The sequence below is a fragment of the [Borrelia] finlandensis genome, from assembly GCF_030438365.2.
GTDB lineage: Bacteria > Spirochaetota > Spirochaetia > Borreliales > Borreliaceae > Borreliella > Borreliella finlandensis.
Genome location: NZ_CP124070.1, coordinates 220,944 through 244,001, shown reverse-complemented (window position 1 = coordinate 244,001; position 23,058 = coordinate 220,944). Strand labels below are relative to the sequence as shown.

Genomic DNA, 23,058 nt, shown 5'->3' with positions numbered 1-23,058 from the left:
GTTTTATTTTAAGGTTGAGTGTTAATGGAGGTTCTTATGAGAAGATTATTTCTTCTATATATTTTATGTTCTTTTGTTTTTTTGAATTTATTTGCTCAAGGTAGTTCTTCTTATATTGATAAGCAAAAAGAACTTGCTATTTTTTATTATGAGGTTGGTCAAAGATATATAAACGTTGGTAAAATTAAAAAAGGAAAGCTTTTTCAAGTAAAAGCTTTAAAGATTTATCCAGATTTGAAAAAGGGATTTGATATCAAGCTTGCAGTTAAAGAGCTTGATGCTAGGATTAAAGATGACAATCCTAAGGTTGTTATGCTTGAGGATATTAAGCTTGAGGAAGTACCTGGAATAGTGCACGAAAAAATAGAAATCAATGATTTTACAAATGCTCCTAAAATAGAATATATTGCTCAAAGAGAGAGAAGCAAAAATCAAGATAAAATTATTAAGTTTCAATTTGGAAAGTTTGCAAGAGCTTTAATTTCTAGGAACTTTGACTTGTTTGATTCAGTTATTGCGGATAAAGTTAATGTTATGGGTCAATTTGAATCAAAAAATGATTTTATATCAACTTTGTCAAGTGCTTCATCTAAGGCCGATGTTGATGAGTTAGAGTATCTGTCAGTTGATGATTATTACGATTTAAAGTCTTTAAAAATTTCAAAATCCAACGATACTTCTTTTGCTGTTAATGTTAATGCCAAAAAAAATGATGTTACTAAAAATTTTCCATTTTGGAAAGAACGTCAAACTTTAATTTTTACTACAGAGGATGATAATAATTGGTTTTTGTCTTCCATAAATTGAAATCTTAGTGTTGTGATTAAAAACATCATCACTAATATATGTATAAACGAGTCTCCAATTTTTTCATAAATGGTTGTAAACGTTGGGGACAGTTTTACGGTTGATAATAGGTATCCTTTTTTAAAAGTTTCCAGTTTTTTAATGGTTTCTCCATATTCGTTGATGGTTGCAGTAATTCCTGAGTTTGTAGCTCTAATAGTTTTGATTCCATTTTCAATGCTTCTAAATTTAGCCACAACAAAGTGTTGCCATTCTGCTGAATTTGTTTTTGACCAAGAATCGTTTGAAAAATTTACTAATATATTAGCGCCCTGGGTTTTGTAAAACCTTGAAAGCTCTGGAAATGCATCATCATAACATATTAAAGGAGCAAATTTAAACTTTTTCAATTTTAATATTTCAATTTTATTTCCTTCAATCTGTCCCAAGATTCTAAAGTTTTTTAAAAAAAAGTTTCTTACAAATTTATATTCGTAAAATGGAATTTTTTCTGCAAAAGGGACTAAGAATATTTTGGAATATATGTTTGCAATGTTGAGGTTTGGCTCTATCATATAAATAGAATTTTGTTGAATCCCCATGGCTTTGTCCAAATTTGAGGGAGCCCCAATGGCAAATGGGATTTTGTGTTCTTTTATAAAATTTTTAAGCTCATTATGCAAATCAGAGCTTTTAAAGTGTTGATCTTCTTTGCTAAAAGGGTAGGTTAGTACCCCTTCGCTCCAGATTACAAATTCTATTTTTGGATTTTCTTTTAAGGCTTGCTCTGTAATTTCAATAGAATCTCTTATTCCTTTTTTGTCATTTCCTGGCAACCATGGATCAGTGTTAAGCTGAATAGCTGCAATGTTTAGACTGTCTATTTCTTTTGTTAATAAGTTTTTTAGCTCAATTTTTTTGATCATTCCGTAAGTAAAAGATGTTGTTATTAGCAATGTTGGAAATGCTATGTTTAGCAAATTTGTTTTGTTTTTGTGGATTAGAAAGTCTACAATTCCCGAGTTTAAAAAGTAGACTGCAAATGATACAAAAAATACACCAAAAATGTCTGCTACTTGAATTAAATTATTGAAGTTATTTACGGTGAAAGCTGCAAGCCCCCAGGGATATGCTAAAAATCCAATTGATCTTGAGTAATCATAAAATGTAAAAAGCATTGTTATGCTCATCGTTTTATTTTTAAAGCTTTTTAAAGAATAATAAAGGAAATAGCCTAAAGTTAATGAATATGGAATGTACCCTATTATCACTCCAATGAATGTAATCCATCCAAATGCATGAAAAAACCCAAGCCAAAAATTTTGCAGGCTGTTGGCTATTATAAAGTAAAATACCGTCAGTCCCATTAATGTTTTTTTATCTTCTAGTTTGTTTAAGGCTATAAAAAGTGGTACATAAGCAACAAATCCCAGGATTGAATATCCGGTTTCTTTAATCTCATTTGGAATTGCAAGTGTTGTAAGAATTCCTGAAAATGCGGCTAAGCAAAAGCATCTAGTTTTCATTTTTCCTCTTTTTTACTATTATTAGTAACATAATGGTGTAGTATATTTAACATTATCATTAATAATTTTATATGATAGTATTAATTTTTTTGTATTTTTTTTTGGAAAAGTTATGCTTATAATAGGTATTTAAAGAGTAAAGGGGATTATGTTAATTTTTGGTTTTATTGGTTTGTTTTTTTTAAATATTTTTAGTTTGCATGCCCAAGGAATAGTTACTAATAAAGATGCTCAGGAAGAGTTTAAATGGGCTCTTAATTCTTATAATAATGGAATTTACGATGATGCTCTTTTATCTTTTAAAAAAATTTTAAGCTTTGATCCTAATAATCTTGATTATCATTTTTGGACTGGCAATGTTTATTATAGACTGGGTTATGTTGAAGAAGCTTTAATGGAATGGAGAAATTTAAAAGATCAAGGCTATAAGGTTCCCTATCTTAGACATTTGATTTCTACTATTGAGCAAAGGAGAGGTATTTTTTCAAATTATGAACTTAATTTTAAAAAACTTGTAAAAGTTGCTTCTCTTGATAATTCTATTTATAAAAGGCCACATGGGTATCAGATTACATCTTTAAGGGCTGATAAGTACGGCGGATATTACGCTGCTAACTTTGTAGGCAATGAAATATTGTATTTTGATGTTAATAATAATGTTAATGCTTTAGTTAAAGATGGCTTTAGTTATTTAAAATCACCTTATGATGTTATTGAAGCTAATAATCTGCTTTATGTGACTCTTTATTCAAGTGATGAAATTGGTGTTTATGACAAAGTTCTTGGAGTTAAAAGGAAATCTATTGGAAAGAAAGGCACAAAAGATGGCGAATTGCTTGCTCCTCAGTATATGGCTATTGATAAGAGAAATTATATTTATGTAAGTGAATGGGGAAATAAAAGAGTAAGTAAATTTGGACTTGAGGGTGATTTTATTTTGCATTTTGGTTCTGGGACTTCAGGTTATAAGGGCCTTTTAGGCCCCACAGGTGTTACTTATTTGAATGAAAACATTTATGTTGCAGATTCTCTGAGAAATACCATTGAAGTTTTTGATACCAGTGGTAATCATTTGTATTCAGTTTTTACTTCTATTGAGGGAATAGAGGGGCTTAGTAGTGATTTTGTAGGCAACAATGTTATAGTATCCTCAAAAGATGGTGTTTATAAATATAGTATTGCTAAAAAGACAATTACAAAAATTTTAAAAGCAGATAAAATGAATTCTAAAATTTCTTCATCTATTTTGGATGCCAATAATCAGATGATTGTCTCAGATTTTAATAATGCCAAGGTTTCAGTTTACAAGAGTGATGCAAGTCTTTATGACAGTTTAAATGTTGATGTTAGAAGAATAGTTAGGCTTGGAGGGCCTAAAATTTACGTTGAGCTTAATGTTAGCAGTAAAAGCGGATTACCAGTTGTTGGGCTTAAAAGTGAAAATTTTTCAATTTCAAATGAAAATTATTACATTATCAATCCTAAGGTAGCATATAATGTAAATGCTTCAAAAGACATTAATATAGCAGTTGTTTTTGATAAATCTTCTTATATGAAAAAATATGATTTAGATCAAATTGTAGGTTTAAATTCTTTAATAGAGTTGTCAAAAAATAAGAACTTTAGTTTTATAAATGCAACAAGTGTGCCCATTATAGATAATATTGAAAGCTTGACAAATAGCATTAGAAATACAAGTTCTCTTGGTCCTTATAGTACAGATGCTGTAAAAACAGACGTTAGTTTGAAGTTGGCAGGTTCTGGGCTTATGTCAAAAAGCTCAAGAAGAGCAGTAGTTTATTTTAGTGGTGGTATTTTAAATCGTAAAGCTTTTGAAAAGTACTCTTTAGATACAATAGTAAGCTATTATAAAAATAATGATATAAGGTTTTACTTAATACTATTTGGTAATGATCCTATTAATAGCAAGCTTCAGTACTTAGTTAATGAAACCGGTGGCGCCATAATTCCTTTTTCATCTTATGAAGGTGTATCTAAAGTTTATGATTTAATTTTAGAACAAAAAACGGGCACTTATTTGTTGGAATATTATTATCCAGGCCCTCAAGAACCTAATAAATATTTTAATTTATCTGTTGAAGCAAATATAAATCAACAGACAGGAAGAGGGGAGTTTGCATATTTTATTAATTAGATTTATTTTTGATTTTATTAGAGGTTTAAGCTATGAGACTTAATGCGGGGATTGTGGGACTTCCCAATGTGGGTAAATCTACTTTATTTTCATCTTTGACATCATCTAATGTTGAGATCGCGAATTATCCTTTTTGTACCATTGAGCCAAATATAGGAATAGTAGAGATTCCCGATGAAAGGCTTTTAAAAATTTCAGAGTGCATTGTTCCACGCAAAATTATTCCTGCTGTTATGGAATTTGTGGATATTGCAGGCCTTGTCAAGGGAGCATCAACAGGCGAAGGGCTTGGCAATAAATTTTTGGCTAATATTCGCGAAGTTTCTCTTATTGTTCATGTTGTAAGATGTTTTGAAGAAAAAGAGGTTATTCATATTAATGACGATATTAATCCTGAGAAAGATATAACTACAATTAATGTTGAGCTTTGTCTATCTGATCTTGAAACTGTTCAAAAAAGTCTTCAAAAACAAGAAAAAAATGCCAAAAGCACTGATAATAAAATTAGTGAATCTTCTAAGGCAATTGTTTTAATGCTAAAAAGACTTGAAGACCATTTAAGCAATATGAATCCTGCTGTTGAGTTTAAATTTGATGATCTTGAATACAACTTTATTAGATCATTAAATCTTTTGACTTTTAAAAAAGTTTTGTATGTTTGTAATGTTGATGAAAATTCACTTAGCGGCAATAAATATACAAATATTGTAAAAAATATTGCCTTGAAAGAAGGAAATGATTTTTTAATCTTATGTGCCAAAATTGAAGCTGAACTTGCCCAAATAAAGGATATATCTTATAAAAATGAAATGTTAGAATTATTTGGAATAAATGATAGCGGTCTTGGCAATTTAATTAAAAAAGCCTATTATACTTTGGGCCTTAGAACCTATTTTACAGCAGGTTTACAAGAAGTTAGAGCTTGGACATTCAAGCAGGGCATGAGAGCGCCCAAAGCTGCTGGAATAATTCATAGTGATTTTGAGAGGGGTTTTATTAAAGCAGAAGTTTATTCTTGCGAGGATTTATTTAAATTTCAAAGTGTTCAAAAATTAAAAGAGAAAGGACTTGTTAGAATTGAAGGCAAAGAATATATTGTAAGAGATGGAGATGTAATCTTTTTTAAATTTAATGTGTAGATTTATTTTTATATTATGCGTGATTTATTTTTCAATAATGTAAAATTAATTAGTTTGTTTGTGTTTAATGTTGTGATTTGTTTGCTTTATTTGGATTTTTATGACGTAAGTTTTTTTTACTTTGTTTTAGCACTTCTTTTGGTAAATTTTTTTGTATTTTTTTTTTATTTAAGATATTTTTGTTTTATTTCTTTTAAGGGATCTGAGATTTATTATAAGGGCATTTTTTTAAGTTATAATTTTGATTTTGGTGATATTATTTCGTTTGAAAAAAGATTATCAGACAATGTTTTGATTTTGCAATTAAAAAATAAAAAAAAGATTAAGGTTTGTTTTTGGACAGGCAATGGTTCAAGTGAATTATTTAAAGAGCTTAAAATTAAGAGAAAAGATCTGTTTGTTCCAAAATTGGAAAATTTTCCAATAAGATATTATTTATCTTATACTTATCTTTTTATGTTTTTAGCTCGCATTATGATTGCTTTATTTGTTTATTACATTTCATTAAGCAATATATTTATTTTTTTATTTATTTGTTTTATTGATATTAAAGTTTTGTTGGGGGATTTTTCAGTTATTAGCAATATAGTGTTATTTTATGAGTTTAGGAAAGATTCAATCTGTGAAAGAAAAATTTTTAAAAGTGAAATTTATTTTTATGAATTTTTTGAAAAAATTTTTATTGCCAGAGAATTTGAATTTAACAATAAAAATTATTTATGCTTTTTATACAAAGAAAATCATCAGACAAAAAAGGTATATATTTTGAATAAAAAAATTTCTTATTCCATGCAAAAGGTTTTTGAATATATTAATCAAAACTATTGCACTGAATTAACTTAAATCTTTGATTGACTATATTTGAATTAGTTGATATATTAAAGCTATTGTTTAATAATATTGTTAAGGAGTATAACTTGAGAAAAAATGCATCTGCATTGAAGCGCTCTCGTCAAAATTTAAAAAGAAAGATTAGAAATGTAAGTGTAAAAAGTGAATTAAAAACAATAGAAAAACGCTGTATCAAGATGATAAAAGCGGGCAAGAAAGACGAAGCTATTGAATTTTTTAAATTTGTTGCAAAAAAACTAGACACTGCTGCTAGAAAGCGAATAATTCATAAAAATAAGGCTGCTAGAAAAAAATCTCGTTTAAATGTTTTGCTATTAAAGTAAGGAAATTAGTTTATGTCTTTTTCAAGAAGACCAAAGGTTACTAAGTCAGACATTGTTGATCAAATATCTTTGAATATTAAAAATAATAATCTGAAATTAGAAAAAAAATACATAAGACTTGTAATAGATGCTTTTTTTGAAGAGCTTAAAAGTAATCTTTGTTCTAATAATGTTATTGAGTTTAGATCTTTTGGTACATTTGAAGTTAGAAAAAGAAAGGGGCGCTTAAATGCTCGCAATCCTCAAACAGGGGAGTATGTTAAGGTCTTGGATCATCACGTTGCGTATTTTCGTCCAGGCAAAGATTTGAAAGAGAGAGTGTGGGGTATCAAAGGTTAAATGCCGGTTAATATTGTAGATTCTTATAAATGGGATTGTAAGCTGGACTCCAGTTTAACTTTTAGAGGAAAATTAAAATTTGAAGGAACTTTGTATCTTGATTCTTCTTTTGAGGGTGAAATATCTTCAAAAGGGGGTGTGCTTTTTATTGGCAAGAATAGTAAGGTTATTACCAATGTGGTAATTTGTGATACATTAATAGTAGAAGGAATTTTGAAGGGTAATGTAGATGCTGCTAGTAAGGTTTATTTAAACAGCGGTTGTAAAATATATGGGGATGTAAAAACAAAAAAAATATTTATTAATGATAATATAATTTTTGATGGTAAGTGTGAAATGATAAAATCTAATGAAATTGTAGATTTATTTTCTTTCACCGTTTCACAAATAAAAGATACTTTGCAATAGAGCCAGTGTTTTTTATTAATTAATAATAAGTAGATTTTTATAAAATCCTTTCTTAAAAATTTAATTCGTAGAGGAAAATATGGATAAAAAAAATGGTGGATTTGATTTAGAAAGTGAAATAAGGCGGTTGGATGTTTCTAAAGAGTTTAAGATTGAAGATAATTTGAAAAAAAAAGTAGTTAAAGTTGTTGCTAAAAAGGATTCTGCATCTAACGTGACAAAATCTGCAGATTTAAGTGGTGTAAAGGATTCAAACGGGGTAATATTTCCTGATTTTGATTATGATATTCCTTCTTCAGGTTTAGAAAATAATATTAAAACTTTAGAGCAAAGTAATATCATCAAATTTTTTAATGGTAAAGATTATGTAGAGATTGAAAAACTTTATGATAAGCCAATTACAGAGGTTAGGAAAATTGTTGAAGGTCTTGGGACCAATCATACTATTGCTGTAACAATGAAAAAAACCGAATTAATATTTTTATTGGTGAAAATATTAAGTGAGAATAATATTGATGTTTTATTTACAGGTGTGCTTGATGTGCTTAGTGATGGTTATGGGTTTTTGAGAACTGCATCAAATTCTTATCTTTCTGGGGGCAATGATGTTTACGTTTCTCCTTCTCAGATTAGACTTTTTAATTTAAGGACAGGTGATATTTTATATGGCCAAATTAGATCACCTAGAGATGGTGAGAGATTTTTTGCAATGGTTAAAATTAAATCTATTAATGATCAAGATCCTACGTTTGCTCAAAACAGGATACCTTTTGATAATTTAACTCCTCTTTATCCCAATGTGAAATTGAATCTTGAATATGAAAATTGCAATATTTCTACAAGGCTTATTAATCTTTTTTCACCTATAGGTAAGGGACAAAGGGCCTTAATAGTTTCTCCTCCAAAAGCAGGAAAGACTACCTTGCTTCAAAAAATAGCTAATGCAATAACTACTAATTATTCAGATGTTATTTTAATGATACTACTTATTGATGAGAGGCCAGAAGAAGTTACAGATATGATTCGTAGTGTTAAAGGCGAAGTAATTGCATCTAATTTTGATGAGCAGGCTAGTAGGCATGTTCAGGTAGCAGAGATGGTTATTGAAAAGGCTAAAAGGCTTGTTGAAAACAAAAAAGATGTTGTTATTTTGCTTGATTCTATTACAAGGCTTGCAAGGGCATATAATCAAACTATGCCAACTTCTGGTAAAATTTTATCGGGTGGGGTAGATTCTAATGCTCTTCATAAGCCAAAGAGGTTTTTTGGGTCTGCTAGAAATATAGAAGAAGGGGGAAGTTTAACTATTATAGCTACTGCTTTGGTTGATACTGGCAGTAAAATGGATGAAGTTATTTTTGAAGAATTTAAAAGTACTGGTAATATGGAATTAATTCTTGATAGAAGTTTGGCAGACAGAAGACTTTTCCCTGCTATTAATATTAAAAAGTCAGGTACCAGAAAAGAAGAATTGCTTCTTAGTGAAGAGGAGCGTTCTAAGATTTTGCTTATTAGAAGAATACTTGGAGGTGTTGATGATTATGAGGGAGTTGAAGTTCTGATAGAAAAGATGAAAAAAAGCAAAAACAATGAAATTTTCTTAAAGACAATGAGCAATGGTAATTAAATAAATTGACATTATTTTTAATGTCAATTAAACTTTATTGAAGATTAAGAGGAAGGTTTTATGAGAAAAGATATACATCCTAAAAATAATTTAGTGGTATTTAAAGACGGATCAAATGGAGCAATGTTTTTGACCAGGTCTACTTTGAATTCAAAGGAAACTATTAAATATATTGATGGAAAGGAATATCCATTGATTACTGTTGAGATTACAAGCAAATCTCATCCTTTTTATACCGGCCAACAAAAGTTTGTTGATGCAGCAGGAAGAATTGATAAATTTAATAAAAGGTATAAAAAGTCCTAAAAATTGGCTTTTTTGTATGAAATTTTGAGAAAATATTAATAAATTTTTTTTAAGCTATATTCTTTTCCTATTAATTTTTCTAGGTTGTTTTTTTCTTCTTCGTATATTTGGTTATTTACCAAAGATGCAATGCTGTTGTGTTGTCTTATTTGTGTTAGAATCTTTGTGGATATTTCTTTAATATCTTGCGGTGTAATTGTAAAGTAGGCATTTCGAATATCTTGTCTTAAGCTGTCACTAATATTTAGCATTTTTCTTCTATAGCTTTGCAAAGCTTCTGTAGCTTTAGTTTTTACATAGATGTTAGTTCCTATTAAGCCTATCAAATAGGTATAAATCTCTTCATCTGTCATTTTATTATTAGCTAATTCTTCTAAAGATTTTTCAAAAGCCTGATAAGTTTTGGTGAAATTAGGATCTCTGTAGGACGCAAAGGAGAAGATTCCATTGGTAATTGATGCGCTTGCTCCGTATGCACCCCCCATTACCCTTATTTTTTCCCAAAAAATTCCACTTCTTAATACATGCTCTAGAAAATTTGCTTTTGGATAATTCGCATCGTTGATTTTGTAACTAGGGAAACATATAGCATTAAAAGCTACTTTTGATTGGATAATTATTATTTCTCTAAATGCTTTGCTGTTTGTATCAAGATTGAGCAACCTATTGTAATGAGTGCTCTCTTCTAGGCTTTCTTTTAGATTGAAAAATTCATTTTCTAAGTTTTTAAGAATGTCGTCAGTATTTCCCATTATTAGTGCAGATAGATTGTTTTTTAAAATTATTTTGTTTTTTAAATTGTCTAATTTATTTGCGATTTCTTTTAAAGATTCTGTATCGGTTTTTGCTTTTTGCCAAAACTCTCTACCTGTTATTCCATTTTGCAATTCTTTTAAATATTCATTTAATTTTAGTTTTGATTTGGATCTTAACATTGCCAAAAGATGTCCCTTAGGGATTAATAAGGATTTAAAATCATTTTTCAAGCTTAGTGTTATTTCTTTTAATCTCTCATAATCATGAAAGTTAATATTAATTAAAATTTCTTTTATCAGCTCAAATGATTCTTTAACTTTATTGTTAAAAGACTTAAAGCCAATGTTAAATGAATTTAAAATGTTTCCATCAATATCCTCGTCGTAACTTTCAGATATATTTATTTGCCCTAAAGTATTTTGGATTTTATTGTTAATGTCTATGTAAGAATAATTTTTTGTAGATAAATCTTGAAGAGCTCTTTTGAATAAAGATAGGTATATGTAATCTTCTTTTTCTAAAAAATTTAGTTTAAAAAATAAATTTACATTGAAAATATTGTTACTCTTAAGCTTAAAAGAATGTAGATTTAGCTCTTTTATTTCATTAAGATCCAAACTTTTTTCTATTTGTTTTGGCAAATCTTCTATTTTTAGTAAGGGAAGTTTTGCTATATCTGCTTTAGAATCTTTTTTATTTTGGTATTTTTTAAACTGATTGTAGTCTTTTTTAAATTGTAAAAATTCTTCTGGATTTTGTTTAATTTCAATTTCCCTTGTCATCAATTTTTTTTCAATTTCTTCTTCCATTTTCTTTTCTGTATCGTGTGATGGAATAAAGCTTATTAATGTATAATGATTATTAAGTATTAGATATTTTTCAATTAAATTTTCGAAGTAATAAATTCCTTTTTCCAATTTATTTGTAATTTCATTTATATAGTAGCTTGTTTGTAATGTTTTGATTGGATGTAGTCCATTTAGCCAACCTTTTAAACTTTTTATCATTAAAGCGATAGGAAAATTTTGTCCTTTTTCTTCTTTTAAAGCGAATTCGTAGCCAAAAAGAATTCCTTTTATTAATTCTTTTGGAATTTTATTTTTTACTAAATTTTTAAGCTCGCTGAAAACTAAATTTTTAAATTCTTTTTCTTTGTTTGCAATGACATTTTGGAGTCCAAATGAAAAAATAGATTCTTTTAAATCTGTATTGATTCCGCTAATGTGGGCTATGTCTTCTCCTATCCCACTTTTTAAGATATTAATTGTGAATGAACAAGAATCGTCTAAGAGTATTTCTGAGAGAACTTCAAGACCAATGCTGTCTTCAATATTATTAATTTCTGTGCAAAGCCAATTTATTGTGTATACTCCAAGAGAATTATCGTTTTCTTTAGGAATTTTATATGTTAATTTTTTCCCCTTTTCCCATCTTTTAACGTTTTCTATGTCAATATTAACGTTGCTTTTTTCTTTTTTATAAGGCCTTATTATGTATTTTTCAATGAAATTTAGATTTTTTTCAGTTTGAGTGTTGCCGCATAAAAATATTTTGCAGTTTTCAAGTGTATAATATTTTTTATAAAAATCTAAAAAACTTTCATAGGTAAGATCAATAATATTTGTTGGGATTCCGCCTGAATCGTATTTATATGTGCCCTCTTCAAAAAGAGAACTGCTTGCTATTTCATTTATTAGAGAATTTTTATTTGAATAGCTACCCTTCATTTCATTAAAGACAATTCCAGATACTTTAAAATCTTTTGGATTTATATTGTATCCTTCTTGCATAAATGACTCTTTTTTGAGCAATGGGTTAAATATAGAGTCGGCATAGATATTAAATAAATTAAAATAGTCTTTTTCAATTGTTGATGCTGCTGGGTAGATGGTTTTGTCTGGGAATGTCATTGCATTTAAAAATGTGTTTAGACTTCCTTTTAATAGGTAAAGAAATGGATCTTTTATTTTATATTTGTTAGAGCCGCAAAAAATTGTGTGCTCTAAAACATGTGCAACCCCAGTATTGTTTGAAGGTATTGTCTTGAAAGCTATGCAAAATGCATTTTCTTTAAAAGAATCACTTTTTAAGTGAAATACTTCAAGGCCACTCTCATGTTTAAAATAACATCCTTCTGCATCATGTTCTTCTAAATAAGTTTTTGAAATTAGTGTGAAAATTTTTTTCTTTTTCATTTATGTCTTTAATCCTTATTTTACAAATTGTGCTATTTCGCTTTCATTAAATTCAAATATGTTTGGCAGCTCCTCTGTGTCATCTAGTTTAAATGTGTATTCTGGGAATTTAATAATAATTTTTTTGTTTTCAAAGTAAATTACTGCTTGTTGTAAATCAAATAATAATTCGTTAGGTAGAATTTTTTCTTTAATTTTTTTTATAAAAAATGGGAATGCTTCATCTGTTTTAATTATGTCGTCAATATTATGAATATAATTTCCTTTATCTTGAATGTAATAACTTCTGTAATTTGTAATGGGGCTATCATTAATTTCTTGGGTTGCAATAAGTATTATTGTATAAATATTGTGCCCATGGTAAATTTCATAGTCTATTTTTAAGCTGAATTTTTTATTCTCAGGTTTAAGCTCTTTGCTAACAATGTCAAGTCTTGCTACAATTTGGCTCACATATTCATTAATCTCATTATTCAATTCTTCAAGATTTCCTTTTTCTTTTCCCTCAATTATTAATTTGGGTATTCTAATATTGTATTCATAAAATTGTGATTCTTCTTTTGAGCTTATTGAATTTATTATTAAAGAATTCATTTTGTTGCTATTTAAGCTAATATCTTTAAAATTGATCTTGGTTAATTTTTTTGTACATCCGTTAAAAATCATTAATGTAGATATTAACATAAAAGTTGTTTTTATTGTTCTTGGATTTAGCATGCGATGATTTCTCCCTGCAATATTTATTCTAATCCTGTTATAAGATATTATATAATAACCTTGATATGAATTAATATTATTTGTAATTTTGTTTAAAAATTTTACTTAAGACATATCTTAGGAGATAGGATGCTTGATCTGAAATTTATTAGAGATAACCTTGATCTTGTTAAGAGAAGTATTAAAGCAAGAGGCCTTGTTTTAGATATTGATAAGTTAATTTATCTTGATGATAAGAGAAAAAAACTAATTACCAAAATTGGTGAGCTTAATGCAAAAAGAAATGAAAATTCTTCTAAAATGCGAGAAAATCTTGATAAGGTGTTAAAAATCTCTTTAATAGAAACCGGAAAGATTTTGAAAAAACAGCTTATTGATCTAGAAGAAGAGCTTGAAAGAGTATCTGTTGATTTTGACCTTGAAAATAAGAAAGTGCCCAATATTTTGTCACCTGATGTGCCTATTGGCAGTAGTGAAGAAGATAATTTTGAAATAAAAAGGGTTGGAGTTGTTCCGCAGTTTGATTTTAAGCCAAAAGATCATTTAGAGCTTGGCAGAGATTTAGATCTTCTAGATTTTGACAGAGCACGTGAGATTAGCGGGAGTAAATTTTATTATCTTAAAAATGAAGCAGTTTTTTTAGAAATTGCTCTTATTAATTTCTCTTTAAATAAATTAAGAGAAAAAGGTTTTGATGTTTTTATTACTCCTGATGTTGCAAGAGAGTTTATAGTTGATGGAATTGGTTTTAATCCTCGTGGCAACGAAAGCAATATTTATAAGATTGAAGATACAGATAAATATCTTGTGGGCACTTCTGAAATTACGCTTGGTGGTTATTATTATAATAAAATAATAGATCTCACTTTGCCAATAAGAATGGCAGGGTTTTCACATTGTTTTCGAAAAGAAGCTGGAGCATATGGTCAGCTTTCAAAAGGTCTTTATAGAGTTCATCAGTTTAGCAAGGTGGAGATGTTTTGTTTTTGCAAAGCAGAAGAATCTGGAGTTATTCATGATGAATTTTTAAGTATTCAAGAGCAAATTTTTACTGAGCTTGAAATTCCTTATAGGGTTTTAAATATTTGCTCTTTTGATCTTGGCTCTCCAGCTTATAAAAAATATGATATTGAAGCTTGGATGCCTGGAAGAGACGGAAAAGGTGGTTACGGGGAGATTACTTCAACTTCAAATTGTACAGATTATCAGTCAAGAAGGCTTAAGATTAGATACAAAGATCAAGATGGACAAAATAAATTTGCACACATGGTAAATGGAACAGCAATAGCTACAACAAGGGTTATTATTTCCATACTTGAAAACTTTCAGGATCAAAAGGGAGGAATTAGAATTCCTAAAAGTTTGGTTAAGTATACAGGTTTTGATTATATTCCTTTTAAGAATTAGAATTTAGTATTTTTTCTGGCAATGTTTCTATAGCTTTTAGCAATATTTCATGCTTTTTTAAGTTTTTTGGAAATGGTGCTGTTAAATTTTGTCTAAATTTTTTAGCTCCTTCTTTGGAAAATACTATTCCCATAAGATGCTTGAATAATATATTTATTGACAAATAATTTTCGTATTCTTTAATGTATTCTACAATTTGCATCAATATATCTTTTCTTGTAAGAATTTCATCAGTTTCGTTTAAAAATTCTCTTGAGGCATTTGCAATAAAGTATGGATTTTCAAACGCACTTCTCCCAATCATGACAGAATCAACAAAAGATAAGTGTTTTTTAATTTGCTCTGAGTTTTTGATTCCTCCATTTATCTCAATAAACAAATTTTTATTCTCTTTTTTCAGATTATATACAAATTCATGTCTTAATTTTGGAATATTCCTATTATTTTTAGGAGAAAATCTTTTTAATATTGCAATCCTTGCATGTACAATAAAATTTTTGATACCAAAATCTGAGATTATTTTGACAAAGTTTTTTACCTCAGAATAACTTTCATTTTTGTAATCACTAGATAAAGGCCTTATACCCAATCTATGTTTAATTGAAATAGGCTTATTTGTGCTTTCTTTCATCGTTTTTAAAATTTCACCTACTTGATTAGCATTGCTCATTAGACAAGCTCCACAATTTGCATTTTGGATTTTTAGAGATGGGCATCCAACATTAAGATTGTATTCGTCAAAATTAAAGTGTTTTTCAAGAATTTGAATAGCTTTAAGGGCATCATTTTTGGAGTTTGTTGCTATTTGAATTGCAATTGGAGATTCTAAGGGGTTTTGCTTTACAATTTTTTTTACATCACCCATAATTATTGACTTTGCAGAAATCATTGGGGTATATAATGTAACTTTTTTTGATAAAAGTCTTATTAAATATCTGAAATGCTCGTCTGTGATGTTTACCATTGGGGCTATTGATATTTTTCGATTCATTAACATTATATAATATGTTAGAATAAACGAGCCAATTTAACAATTATTTGTTCTTTTTTAGGAGGAATTGTTATATGCCTGGAAGAAAAGATTTATTTTTTTTAATACTTTTTCTGTCATTTTCAATTATAATTTCTTGCAGAGTAAAAGAAATTGTCATCAAAAATGACAATTGTATTAAGGCTAAGGGCATAAGCGAAAAAGAAATCCTTTTGGCATCTTCGAGTTGTAATTTGCAGTATGATTTGAATGGTGATTCGATTAATGACGGCATTAAAGCAAATAATTTAAATTTATCTAAGATTAAAACTTTTTTATTAAATATGTATGTATGTTGCTTTAATTGCTAATACAATTGATATTGAAAAAATGAAAACATTAGAAAAAAATATTATTGAGTTTTATAATCAAGGCTTGCCAATTAGCAGTAATATAGATTTAAGATATTATTTAAATAGAATTAATTATACAAATTTTCAAATTCTAGCGGGTTCAATAAGAAATGCAGAACTCTCTGCTTTAGAATTTGCGAGACATTTTGGTTCTAAATTAGATAAAATTAAAAATGCAAATCAAGAATACTTTAAATTTTTTCTAGTTGATATAATCTTTGGCAATCCAAAGCTTTATCCTAAAAAAATATTAAGGATTGCTTCAACTATTTATTATTATTTAGATTAATATGTATTAAGGGAAGTTAGATGGAGTTTTTATATTCTGATGAAGAGAATTATTTAAAAGATAGATTTTTTGATTTTTTTAATATGAATGTAGATAAAGATAAATATACAAGTATTGGAATTTGTGGCGGCCGAAGTATAGTTGGTTTTTTAAGCGTTTTTCTTAAACAAAATTTTTCTTTTAGAAGATCGCATTTTTTTTTAGTTGATGAACGGTGTGTTCCGTTAAATGATGAGAATAGCAATTATAATCTTTTAAATAAAAATTTTTTTTCCAAAATGGTTGATAAAAATTTAATAAGCATTTCCAAATTTCATGTGTTTGTTTATAGCGAAGTAGACGAAGCCACAGCTATTCATGACTATAATATTGAATTTAATTCTAGGTTTAATATTTTTGATTTTATTATAGTTTCTGTTGGTGAGGATGGCCACATAGCATCGCTTTTCCCTTCAAGAAAATTGTTGTTTTCAGATGTAGAAGGTTATCAGTATGAATACAATTCTCCCAAATTCCCAAGCAAAAGAATAAGCTTAACGCCGAAATCTTTGTTTAGTTCAAAGGCTGTTGTTTTGTTATTTATGGGTGTTGATAAAAAGCGTGCTTTAGAAAATTTTTTAGCTTCTAATAGCTCTATTAATGAATGTCCAGCCAGACTTCTCAAAGAGCATCCCAATTTACTAGTTCTTACAAACATTAAAAGAGATGAAAGTTATGCAGGATCCTAGGCTTTCCAAGTATAAAAATGCTAAAAATTTAAGCAAAAAAACTGTTGAAGAAATTAATACTTTAAGTTTAAATAAAAATTTTTCCGATTCAGAGATTCAAGGCTCTATGCTTAGATCTTGGATAAGCCTTATTAAGGGTAATAAAAGTAAAGCACCTGTCGAGCCTAAATCCAACAATATTAATGAGTTAAAGCCAGGGTTTATTCGCAAAGAGAGTAAGGTCACAAAGATTGCAAAATATTTTTTGGCTATTGGACTTGAAAAATCTGCTAAGATTATGTCTGAGCTTGATGATTCAGATATAATCTTAATTACCAGAGAAATTTCAAAGATTAGTTATATTGCTCCAGAAGAAAAAGAGCATATTATTAAAGAATTTGAAGAGTTACTAAGAAATCAAAAAAGGTATGTTAAGGTTGATGATAACTTTGCTTATGAGTTATTAAATAAAACATTAGGAAAATCTAAAGCAAAATCAATTTATAAAAAAGTTACTGGTAATGATATTTTTATTCCTTTTGATTATTTGTCTAAAATTGAGCATGAACAACTTTGGGCATTAATTAAGGATGAGAATATTAAAACGCTTGTTATATTATATAATTATTTAAATAAAGATCAAAAAAAATATGTTTTTTCAATGCTAGAAGAAGAAGATAGAAGAAAATTTGTAAAAGATCTTGCCAAACCAAGGCAATTGAGCATGGAGACAATAGAGGCAATTTCAAATAAGCTTAAGGATAGATTTAAGATGCAGGGGAATCTTAAGACAGATAAACTTGATGGATCTAAGATACTTGTTGATATTTTAAGCTATATGGATTCTAATGAAGAGAAAAATTTGCTTAATAATATTAATATGCGGGATTTAAATCCTGTTGTGGACAGTGAAATTCGAGAAAAAATATTTGATATCAATGTAATATTGAGAATAATGGATAATGACCTTCATAATATTTTAAGAGAGTTTACAGACAAAGAGATTGCAATTATTATTAAGGATAAAGCTGATGAGGTTAGAGATAAAATGCTTTCAAATGTTTCAAAAAGGCGCAAAGAAATTATTTTAGACGAAGAAGCTTTTTTGGGGAAAATAAGTAAAAAAGATTTAAAAACTATGACAACAGCTTTTGTTAATTATATTAAAAATTTAACTTTAAAAGGCGATTTAATAATATATAGAAAAAATGAGGAATTTATTTAATGACACTTAATAAGTTGCGTAAAAAATATATTGATTTTTTTAAATCAAAAAAACATTTTGAAATAATGGGGAAATCATTAGTTCCTGAAAATGATCCTACAGTTCTTTTTAATACAGCCGGCATGCAGCCCCTTATCCCGTATCTTCTTGGAGAAGTGCATCCATCAGGAGATATGCTTGTTAATGTTCAAAAATGCCTAAGAACAGGCGACATTGATGAAGTTGGAGATTTAAGCCATTTAACTTTTTTTGAAATGCTTGGAAATTGGTCTCTTGGAGCTTATTTTAAAGAGTATTCTGTAAAGTGTAGTTTTGAATTTTTGACGTCTTCTGATTATTTAAATATTCCAAAAGACAGTCTTTATGTGAGCGTATTTGAAGGGGATCAAGAGATTCCGCGTGATACAGAGACTGCTAAAGTTTGGGAAAGTCTGGGTATTCCCAAAGATAGAATACATTATCTTTCTAAGGATCATAATTTTTGGGGGCCTGTTGGATCTAAAGGGCCTTGTGGACCAGATACTGAAATATATGTGGATACTGGAAAGTCTAAATGTTCTCTTGACTGTAATATTACGTGTTCTTGTGGTAAATATTTTGAAATTTGGAATAATGTTTTTATGCAATACAATAAAGATGAAAATGGCAATTACATAGAATTGGGTCGAAAATGCGTTGACACGGGAATGGGTCTTGAGAGGACAATTGCTTTTTTGCAGGGCAAATCTTCAGTTTATGATACAGATGCATTTATGCCCATAATAAAGAGAATAGAATATATTTCTGGTAAAATTTATGGACAAAAAGAAGATGATGATAGATGTATTAGAATAATTTCTGATCATGTTAAAGCAGCTTGCTTTATTTTTGCTGATAGTTCTGTTGTTTTTCCCTCCAATTTGGGGCAAGGATATGTTTTAAGAAGACTAATAAGGCGATCTATCAGATATGCAAAGAAACTTGGGATAAAATCCCATTTTTTAGCTGATCTTGTTGATTCTGTAGAAGCTATTTATAGATCTTTTTATAATGAGCTAACAGAAAAAAAAGATTTTATCAAAAAGGAATTAAGCAAAGAAGAAGAAAAGTTTTTTAAAACTTTATCTCAAGGAGAGCAAGAATTTATTAAAATAACAAGAAATTTGCCTTCCAAGACTATTCCTGGTGATATCGCTTTTAAACTATATGATACTTATGGTTTTCCATACGAAGTAACAGAAGAGCTTGCTATTGAATATGGCTTTAATGTTGATAAGTTGGGTTTTAATGAGCATTTTAAAAAGCATCAAAAAACTTCAAAGAAAGGGGGTGACAAAGTCTTTAAAGGAGGGCTTGCCGATTATACTTATGAGACCACTAAGCTACATACAGCGACCCATTTACTGCATAAGGCACTTCAATTAGTACTAGGCGATCATGTTAGACAAAAAGGAAGCAATATTACTGCTGAGCGATTAAGGTTTGATTTTGTTCATTCTGAAAAGATGACGGATGATGAGATAAAAAAAGTTGAAGAGATTGTTAATTTACAGATAAAAAATTCTTTGTCTGTAAAAAAAATTATAATGGAATTAAGTGAAGCTCGAGAAAAAGGTGCTATGGCTCTTTTTGGAGAAAAATATGACGATTTGGTGAGCGTTTATGAGATAGATGGATTTTCGCTTGAAGTTTGTGGAGGCCCTCATGTAGAGAATACTAATGAACTTGGTACTTTTAAAATACAAAAAGAACAATCCTCATCTTCGGGTATAAGAAGAATAAAAGCTATTTTGATTGATGAATAAAATTGTTTATTATTTGTTGATTTGTTTTAATAGGAGGCTTTATGATAAAATCAATTTTAGATTATTTATTAACTTTGCATCCTGTATTATTGGGATTTTTGGGTTCTACTTTCACTTGGTTTACTACAGCTTTTGGAGCAGCAGCAGTTTTTTTCTTTAGAAAGGTAGATAATAAAATAATGGACGCTATGCTTGGTTTTTCAGCTGGTATTATGATAGCGGCCAGTTTTTTTTCGCTTATTCAGCCTGCTATAGAAAGAGCTGAAGAGCTTGGATACATTGCTTGGGTGCCGGCTGTTTTTGGATTTCTTGTTGGAGCATTTTTTATATATATTGTAGACGTATTTGTTCCAGATCTGGATAAACTTACTTTTATTGATGAAGACTTAACTAAACATGGTAAAAAAGATTTTTTACTCTTTACTGCTGTTACTTTACATAATTTTCCAGAAGGATTAGCTGTTGGAGTTGCTTTTGGAGCCTTGGCGTCTAATCCAGATATTCAAACTTTAGTTGGGGCTATGCTTCTTACGCTTGGTATTGGTATTCAAAATATCCCCGAAGGAGCAGCTATTTCTCTACCTTTAAGAAGAGGTAATGTTGCTTTGGCAAAATGCTTTAACTATGGCCAAATGTCAGGATTGGTAGAAATTGTGGGGGGGCTTATGGGTGCTTATGCGGTTTATTCTTTTACTCGAATTTTACCTTTTGCTTTGGCTTTTTCTGCAGGAGCTATGATTTATGTGTCAATTGAACAATTAATACCTGAAGCTAAGAGAAAAGACATTGACAATAAAGTGCCAAGTATATTTGGTGTTATTGGTTTTACATTAATGATGTTTCTCGATGTTTCATTAGGTTAAAATTATCCAAATTTTCCGCTGATATATTCTTCAGTTTTAGTATTTTTAGGATTGAAGAATAATTCATCAGTTGAACTTTCTTCTTCAATGCATCCATTAAGGAAAAATGCGGTTCTGTCAGATATTCTTCCGGCTTGTTGCATGTTGTGAGTTACAATGATTATTGTGTAACTTTCTTTTAAGTTTATTATTAACTCCTCAATTTTGCCTGTTGATATTGGATCGAGAGCAGAGGTGGGTTCATCCATTAGTATTACATTGGGTTCTATTGCAAGAGTTCTTGCAATGCAGAGCCTTTGCTGTTGGCCTCCTGAGAGACTTAAGGCATTTGTATTAAGTTTGTCTTTGACTTCGTTCCAGAGTGCAGATTTTTTTAATGATTGTTCTACTATTTCGTCTAGCTTTCTTTTATCTTTTGTTCCGTGAATTTTTGGACCATAGCTTATATTGTCATAGATAGACATTAAAAATGGGTTAGGGGTTTGGAATACCATTCCTATTTTTCTTCTAAGCTCCAGGATATCGAAATTATTTGAATAAATGTTTTTCCCTTCATATATTACATTGCCTTCTATTTTAATTCCCTCAACAAGGTCATTCATTCTATTAAGAGTTCTTAAGAATGTTGATTTGCCACAGCCAGATGGGCCTATTAAGGCGGTAATACTATTTTTCAGTATTTTCATGTTTATTTTATTTAAAGCTTTAAAGTCTGTATAAAATAGATTTAGATTTTCCGTTTCTATTATAACTTCATTTTTTGGTGTATCTTTTTCTTTTATCACTTATTTAATCCTATATAATTTGTTTATTAAAAATTTTGATGTTAAATTTATTATGAGTACCATAATAACAAGTATTGAGGCTGTTCCAAATCCTTTGTCCAGGTGTCCTTCTTGAAATAACATTAGTAAGTGTACAGTTAATGTTCTTGAAGGTTCATTTAAATTTGTTGCAAGCCCCAAGTTTGTTCCCATTGTAAAAAGCAATACAGCCGTTTCTCCTAAAGCTCTTCCTATTGCAAGAACTATTCCTGTTAGTATCCCAGGAATAGCTGCTGGAACCATAACCTTAATTATAGTTTCTGTTTTATTTGCCCCTAAGGCGAATGAAGCGTATTTGTATGATTTTGGGATTGTTTTAAATGCTTCTTCGGTTGTTTTAACGATCATTGGCAATATCATTAGGGAGCTTGTTATTGCTCCCGAGAGTATTCCTATTCCAAAAATTGGCACAAAAAAAATCAGTCCAAAAAGTCCAAAAATTATTGCGGGAATTGAGGAGAGAATGTCAACGCTCATAGACAGTATTTTGTAAAATATTTTATTAGAAGTGTATTCGGCAAGCATTATGCCAGTTCCTATTCCAATGCATATTGAAATAGCGGTTGTTAATAGTATTACATAAAAGGTATTTAATATTAAATAAGAAATTCCACCATATGCGCCAGAATCTCTTGGAATAGATAATATGAAATTTAAATTTAAAGGACTGCTTTTATCAACATAATGCATTTTAATAAAGGGTGCTTTAAAATTTTGAAAATAATGCCAAGGCACAATTGCTAGTGCGCCTTCTGTTTTTTCTATAAATTGTATTATATTTTTTTCTTGATCAAGATATTTTATTATTTCTAATTTAATATCTTTTGATATTAAATTGACCCATTTTTCTTTGCCTTTAATAAGTTTTTCAACTTCATCAACACCTAATGTATTGATTATTTCATTTTCATTTTTTGTTAAAGTTTTTTTACTTATTAGGACAGACATAGTTTTTATTTTTAAAGCTTTAATATTGGGATATAATTTAAAATCTAGGGATTCAAATTCTTCTTTTGTTAAATAGCCTACAGAGCCTATTGTGCTGTTTATGGTTTGAAGTATTTTTTTGGTAGATGGTTCGATTTTTATGTATCTTTTATTAAATGCATTATTTTTGATTAGTGTTTTTAGAATAGCTTTGTTAGATATGCTGTCAATTGAACTTCCAATAGGTATAATGTCAATTCCCTGATCTGAAATGCTTCCCCAGTGTGAAATTTTATTATTATATATGTTGTGAATGTCTTCTATTGAGATTTTATCTGTGTTGATATTTTTGTTAACAATAAAAGCAATTTGTATTTCTTTGCCGTATTCTGTTTTAAATGGCACAAAGCTTTGAGTTTTGTTTAAAAATAAAGTTTGTTTTTTTTTGAAATAAAATAAAGAGTTGTACAATACATATGCTATTAGAAAAATTAATACCGCTGTTAAAAAATATGCAATA

At 28.9% G+C, this 23,058-nt stretch carries 22 protein-coding genes; 16 read left to right on the top strand and 6 right to left on the bottom strand.

Annotated features, from left to right (window positions below):
• Nucleotides 1-36 precede the first annotated feature (36 nt).
• The gene (locus tag QIA19_RS01730) at nucleotides 37-807 is read left to right on the top strand and encodes a hypothetical protein (protein WP_301365378.1); all 771 of its coding nucleotides are present in this window, start codon (nucleotides 37-39) and stop codon (nucleotides 805-807) included.
• Here the strand turns inward: QIA19_RS01730 and lnt are convergent.
• The gene (gene lnt, locus QIA19_RS01725; protein ID WP_301365377.1) at nucleotides 747-2,312 is read right to left on the bottom strand and encodes an apolipoprotein N-acyltransferase; all 1,566 of its coding nucleotides are present in this window, start codon (nucleotides 2,310-2,312) and stop codon (nucleotides 747-749) included. The two genes, QIA19_RS01730 and lnt, sit on opposite strands and share 61 nt — an antisense overlap.
• Nucleotides 2,313-2,460: 148 nt before the next feature.
• Between lnt and QIA19_RS01720 the strand changes: the two genes are divergently transcribed.
• The 8 genes from QIA19_RS01720 (at nucleotide 2,461) to QIA19_RS01685 (ending at nucleotide 9,461) form a co-directional block, all read left to right on the top strand.
• Nucleotides 2,461-4,467, top strand: coding sequence for a hypothetical protein (locus QIA19_RS01720; RefSeq protein WP_301365375.1), 2,007 nt, complete (start codon nucleotides 2,461-2,463; stop codon nucleotides 4,465-4,467).
• A 32-nt stretch (nucleotides 4,468-4,499) separates the two neighbouring features.
• Nucleotides 4,500-5,606: a redox-regulated ATPase YchF gene (gene ychF, locus QIA19_RS01715; RefSeq protein WP_301365373.1), complete on the top strand. Its 1,107-nt coding sequence runs from the start codon at nucleotides 4,500-4,502 to the stop codon at nucleotides 5,604-5,606.
• A gap of 15 nt (nucleotides 5,607-5,621) precedes the next feature.
• Nucleotides 5,622-6,449, top strand: a complete 828-nt coding sequence (locus QIA19_RS01710) for a hypothetical protein (RefSeq protein ID WP_301365372.1) — start codon at nucleotides 5,622-5,624, stop codon at nucleotides 6,447-6,449.
• Between the two features lie 74 nt (nucleotides 6,450-6,523).
• Nucleotides 6,524-6,781, top strand: coding sequence for a 30S ribosomal protein S20 (gene rpsT, locus QIA19_RS01705; RefSeq protein WP_301365370.1), 258 nt, complete (start codon nucleotides 6,524-6,526; stop codon nucleotides 6,779-6,781).
• Between the two features lie 12 nt (nucleotides 6,782-6,793).
• Nucleotides 6,794-7,120: an HU family DNA-binding protein gene (locus tag QIA19_RS01700; protein ID WP_002655986.1), complete on the top strand. Its 327-nt coding sequence runs from the start codon at nucleotides 6,794-6,796 to the stop codon at nucleotides 7,118-7,120.
• Entirely contained in the window at nucleotides 7,121-7,528 is a 408-nt protein-coding gene (locus tag QIA19_RS01695; RefSeq protein ID WP_002556830.1) for a bactofilin family protein, read from the top strand. It abuts the gene before it with no gap.
• Between the two features lie 79 nt (nucleotides 7,529-7,607).
• Complete coding sequence (gene rho / locus QIA19_RS01690; RefSeq protein WP_301365365.1) at nucleotides 7,608-9,155, top strand: transcription termination factor Rho; 1,548 nt, start codon at nucleotides 7,608-7,610, stop codon at nucleotides 9,153-9,155.
• Nucleotides 9,156-9,215: 60 nt separating this feature from the next.
• On the top strand, nucleotides 9,216-9,461 hold the full coding sequence (locus QIA19_RS01685; RefSeq protein WP_151551523.1) for a type B 50S ribosomal protein L31: 246 nt from the start codon (nucleotides 9,216-9,218) through the stop codon (nucleotides 9,459-9,461).
• Nucleotides 9,462-9,496: 35 nt separating this feature from the next.
• Here the strand turns inward: QIA19_RS01685 and QIA19_RS01680 are convergent, their stop codons facing one another.
• Both QIA19_RS01680 and QIA19_RS01675 read right to left on the bottom strand, forming a co-directional pair.
• Nucleotides 9,497-12,412 (bottom strand): insulinase family protein, encoded by a 2,916-nt coding sequence (locus QIA19_RS01680; RefSeq protein WP_301365362.1) that lies wholly within the window; start codon nucleotides 12,410-12,412, stop codon nucleotides 9,497-9,499.
• A gap of 15 nt (nucleotides 12,413-12,427) precedes the next feature.
• Nucleotides 12,428-13,129, bottom strand: a complete 702-nt coding sequence (locus tag QIA19_RS01675; RefSeq protein ID WP_002657065.1) for a hypothetical protein — start codon at nucleotides 13,127-13,129, stop codon at nucleotides 12,428-12,430.
• A gap of 129 nt (nucleotides 13,130-13,258) precedes the next feature.
• On the opposite strand from QIA19_RS01675, the gene serS reads away from it, so the two are divergent.
• Nucleotides 13,259-14,536, top strand: coding sequence for a serine--tRNA ligase (serS, locus tag QIA19_RS01670; RefSeq protein ID WP_301365359.1), 1,278 nt, complete (start codon nucleotides 13,259-13,261; stop codon nucleotides 14,534-14,536).
• On the opposite strand, the gene dusA is transcribed toward serS, so the two are convergent.
• Complete coding sequence (dusA, locus tag QIA19_RS01665; RefSeq protein ID WP_301365357.1) at nucleotides 14,526-15,533, bottom strand: tRNA dihydrouridine(20/20a) synthase DusA; 1,008 nt, start codon at nucleotides 15,531-15,533, stop codon at nucleotides 14,526-14,528. The genes serS and dusA overlap by 11 nt on opposite strands.
• A gap of 68 nt (nucleotides 15,534-15,601) precedes the next feature.
• On the opposite strand from dusA, the gene QIA19_RS01660 reads away from it, so the two are divergent.
• From QIA19_RS01660 to QIA19_RS01635, 6 genes are read left to right on the top strand one after another with little or no spacing between them, the layout of a single operon-like run.
• The gene (locus tag QIA19_RS01660) at nucleotides 15,602-15,877 is read left to right on the top strand and encodes an SIMPL domain-containing protein (RefSeq protein WP_301365354.1); all 276 of its coding nucleotides are present in this window, start codon (nucleotides 15,602-15,604) and stop codon (nucleotides 15,875-15,877) included.
• A complete protein-coding gene (locus QIA19_RS01655) occupies nucleotides 15,855-16,208 on the top strand; it encodes an SIMPL domain-containing protein (protein WP_301365352.1) in 354 nt (117 codons plus the stop codon). The genes QIA19_RS01660 and QIA19_RS01655 overlap by 23 nt, the downstream gene beginning before the upstream one ends.
• Before the next feature lie 20 nt (nucleotides 16,209-16,228).
• Nucleotides 16,229-16,936 carry a 6-phosphogluconolactonase gene (locus tag QIA19_RS01650; protein WP_301365350.1) on the top strand — a complete coding sequence of 236 codons (708 nt, stop codon included), beginning with the start codon at nucleotides 16,229-16,231 and terminating at the stop codon, nucleotides 16,934-16,936.
• A complete protein-coding gene (locus tag QIA19_RS01645; protein ID WP_301365348.1) occupies nucleotides 16,923-18,140 on the top strand; it encodes a flagellar motor switch protein FliG in 1,218 nt (405 codons plus the stop codon). The genes QIA19_RS01650 and QIA19_RS01645 overlap by 14 nt, the downstream gene beginning before the upstream one ends.
• Nucleotides 18,140-19,924 (top strand): alanine--tRNA ligase, encoded by a 1,785-nt coding sequence (locus QIA19_RS01640; RefSeq protein WP_301365346.1) that lies wholly within the window; start codon nucleotides 18,140-18,142, stop codon nucleotides 19,922-19,924. Before QIA19_RS01645 ends, QIA19_RS01640 begins: the two co-directional genes overlap by 1 nt.
• Before the next feature lie 41 nt (nucleotides 19,925-19,965).
• Nucleotides 19,966-20,787, top strand: a complete 822-nt coding sequence (locus QIA19_RS01635) for a ZIP family metal transporter (RefSeq protein WP_301365343.1) — start codon at nucleotides 19,966-19,968, stop codon at nucleotides 20,785-20,787.
• Between the two features lie 2 nt (nucleotides 20,788-20,789).
• Here QIA19_RS01635 and pstB read toward each other — a convergent pair whose 3' ends face one another.
• Both pstB and pstA read right to left on the bottom strand, forming a co-directional pair.
• On the bottom strand, nucleotides 20,790-21,572 hold the full coding sequence (gene pstB / locus QIA19_RS01630) for a phosphate ABC transporter ATP-binding protein PstB (protein ID WP_002660520.1): 783 nt from the start codon (nucleotides 21,570-21,572) through the stop codon (nucleotides 20,790-20,792).
• Nucleotides 21,573-23,009: a phosphate ABC transporter permease PstA gene (gene pstA, locus QIA19_RS01625; protein ID WP_301366224.1), complete on the bottom strand. Its 1,437-nt coding sequence runs from the start codon at nucleotides 23,007-23,009 to the stop codon at nucleotides 21,573-21,575.
• Nucleotides 23,010-23,058 lie beyond the last annotated feature (49 nt).